Annotated in this window: 3 protein-coding genes; all 3 read right to left on the reverse strand. The window is 43.2% G+C overall.

What is annotated here, in order from left to right:
• Positions 1-65 precede the first annotated feature (65 nt).
• The gene (locus tag AB4653_RS23410; protein ID WP_009848799.1) at positions 66-581 is read right to left on the reverse strand and encodes a YchJ family protein; all 516 of its coding nucleotides are present in this window, start codon (positions 579-581) and stop codon (positions 66-68) included.
• A gap of 118 nt (positions 582-699) precedes the next feature.
• Positions 700-1,917: an EAL and HDOD domain-containing protein gene (locus tag AB4653_RS23415; RefSeq protein WP_009848798.1), complete on the reverse strand. Its 1,218-nt coding sequence runs from the start codon at positions 1,915-1,917 to the stop codon at positions 700-702.
• Positions 1,918-2,040: 123 nt separating this feature from the next.
• Positions 2,041-2,775 carry a UDP-2,3-diacylglucosamine diphosphatase gene (gene lpxH, locus AB4653_RS23420; protein WP_102257835.1) on the reverse strand — a complete coding sequence of 245 codons (735 nt, stop codon included), beginning with the start codon at positions 2,773-2,775 and terminating at the stop codon, positions 2,041-2,043.
• Between the last annotated feature and the right edge of the window lie 31 nt (positions 2,776-2,806).

Genomic DNA, 2,806 nt, shown 5'->3' on the forward strand with positions numbered 1-2,806 from the left:
CATTCCAAGGAGCCTAAGCGACATCAGGAATTTCTTTACTTAATCAAACATTTTAATTTTCTGACTTACCCGCAGCACTTTTTATATTTCTTCCCACTACCACAAATGCACGGGTCATTACGGCCGATCTTGAAGCTTTCAACCGTTTGGTTTAAGCGTGGGTCAATTTCAGGTTCTTCTTGCTCATTTCCTTGCTCGGGGAAAGTGCCATCAATGTAGTACCACAAGTCGTCTTTACGTATAAAGCGCGAGCGCTCTTGCATGCAGTATTGTGCGCCTTCTTCATTGAAGTAAGCTTTAAACTCAACAAAGCCTTCGTCTTGGTGTGAGCCTGCCTCAGTATCGATGACTTCTAGGCCTGCCCAATCACTGTCGATAGATTCGGCAATACCTTCTCTTTGCGCTTCTGCGTTGCAGCTAGGGTGGTAAGTCGCAACAACATAGTCAACCAAACCCAACACGTGCGCTGAATAACGTGAGCGCATCAACTGTTCAGGCGTTTCAACAGCACTGTGGTGAAGGTGCGCTGATTCACAGCACTGTTGGTAAGTATTTTTGCTACCGCATGGGCATAAAGACATGGTCAAATCCTGTAAAAATGGCCTCTGTTAAGAGGCCATAAATGAATGTGTTGGAGTTTATCAAGAAACGACTGCTCACCAAAGCTGAGTTTCGATTGAAGTTGCTGTGTGACGTGAACTATTTCAAAGTAGGAGACAGCAGGTCTTGGGCCCAAGAGGTTGCTTCGTCATAAGCTTGACCTAGCTCTGCTTCGTTGAGTTTGAGCAGTTTACGAATGCGCGTTGCTTCATCCCAGCGAGCTTGTTCATAAGCTATGACCATCGCCAAAATGGCACCTAATATACCCTTGCGCTCAATCAAGGCTTGTTTAATCTCATCATCGATCGGCACCGAGTCCAGTACTTTTACTAACGGCAGATCGAATAGGGAGTCGAGCAGCGAGAACATGCCAGTTAAAAAGGCTTGCCCGGGCTCAACCTTAACGTTCATTTTCTCGACCAACAGTTCACATTGGCGCGCGCGTATCACGGCTAAACCATAAAGTGAGTCTGGTTTATCTTCTTTCGCGGATGCGATAGCAACCAGTGACACTAGCTTACGTAGTTTTTGTTCACCAAGATAAACAAGCGCTTGGTGGAATGAACGAATCGGTGTTGATGAGCCACCAGCGGAGTTTACGTAAGAGAGCAGCTTATACGACATAGTCATATCAAGGGTAATCAAACGCTCTACTTCGGCAAAGTTGATAGGATCGTTGGCAATCTCTTTCAACAGTTGAACAATGGTTAAAAAAGCAGGGTTTAATGCGCGAGTTTGGATCATCTCCGGCTTACTGAAAAAGTAGCCTTGAAAGTAGTTAAACCCGGCTTGGATTGCTTCTTGGTATTCTTCGTGAGTTTCTACTTTCTCCGCTAGAAACTCGATATTCAAGTCTTTCAGAGTGTTCATGAACATCGCAGCTTTAGCGATTGAGATCAAACGTATGTCGAATTTGATAATTGATACGTAAGGTAAGAAGCGTTTCCATGCTTTGCTAGGCACAAAGTCATCTAACGCGATCGTGTAACCCGCATCATAAATTGTGATGATGGCTTCTAGCAGTTCGTCTGTTGGCTCACAGTCTTCCAGTACCTCGACAACTAAGCTCTCTTTCGGAAATAGAGTCGGGACTAGGTTAACCAAGCTTGCATATGGAAAATTAACGAATCCAAGCTTATCGCCCAATGTATTATAGTGGGTAGATAAGAAGTGGTCGGAAAGCAAACGGCTAGTAGCGAGCTCCGGCTCTACTTCAGGGAAAGTGTTCTTAGGACCATCCCTAAATAGCAACTCGTAACCTATGGTCTTCTTGTCTGCATCGAGTATTGGTTGACGCGCTACGTATGAATATTTCAACTTGGTACTGTGTTCGGTTTATTTTTGATAGACAAATAATAGCTAATTCAGGAGAAATTACCATATACAAGTGAAGAAAATCTGACCGATGATAATAATAAAAGTGAAAGTTTAAGCGTGATGCTAAAAGCGATTGCTAAACTCGCGATTCTGTAGTTCAAAACTTTGCGGAGTGAACACCAGAACTGATCCTTGGGTATACCAATCACCCAATACGATACGGGTTTTAGTGCAATTACTAGCACTATAGGAGTGTATGTTTGGACGGTGAGTATGACCGTGGATCATCAAATCGACGTTGTGTTGTTTCATCACATTTTCGACTTCTTGCTGTGTTACATCCATGATATCGAGTGACTTTGTCTGCTTGTCATCTTTGATATCAGACTGAACCTTGGAGACAATTTTCTTTTTGATAAAAAATGGAATTCTATTAAAGACCCATTGTAACCAGGGCTGATGAACTTTTTCACGAAAGGCGAGGTACTTTATATCTTCGGTACACAGAGTATCACCATGCAATACCACTGCTTTTTGTCCGTAGATATCGATAGTAGACACTTCATCTAGAAGTTGTACGCCTGTTTGTTTCGCAAATTTTTTGCCAACTAAAAAGTCCCGATTGCCTTGTGTGAAATAGCAAGGTACGCCAGTGTTAACTAAGTCTATAAACGTTTGGCGAATTGAATTCGCGAACTCGCTTGTATCGTCGTCACCAATCCAGAATTCGAAAAGATCACCCAACACGTAGAGTGCATCCGCTTCTACGGCCTCATTCTTCATGAAGGTTAAGAAGCAGTCTGTGATGTCTTGTCGCGACGGAGCAAGGTGTAGGTCTGATATAAAATATGTTTTCATAGATCTAAAAAAAGGGAGCGATTCGCTCCCT

This window comes from Vibrio sp. 10N.222.48.A3 (genome assembly GCF_041475345.1).
Classification (GTDB): domain Bacteria; phylum Pseudomonadota; class Gammaproteobacteria; order Enterobacterales; family Vibrionaceae; genus Vibrio; species Vibrio tasmaniensis_A.

Bases quoted from the DNA above. Each gene is read 5' to 3' on its own strand.
- AB4653_RS23410 (WP_009848799.1), bottom strand. From the start codon at position 581: ATGTCTTTATGCCCATGCGGTAGCAAAAATACTTACCAACAGTGCTGT.
- lpxH (WP_102257835.1), bottom strand. From the start codon at position 2,775: ATGAAAACATATTTTATATCAGACCTACACCTTGCTCCGTCGCGACAA.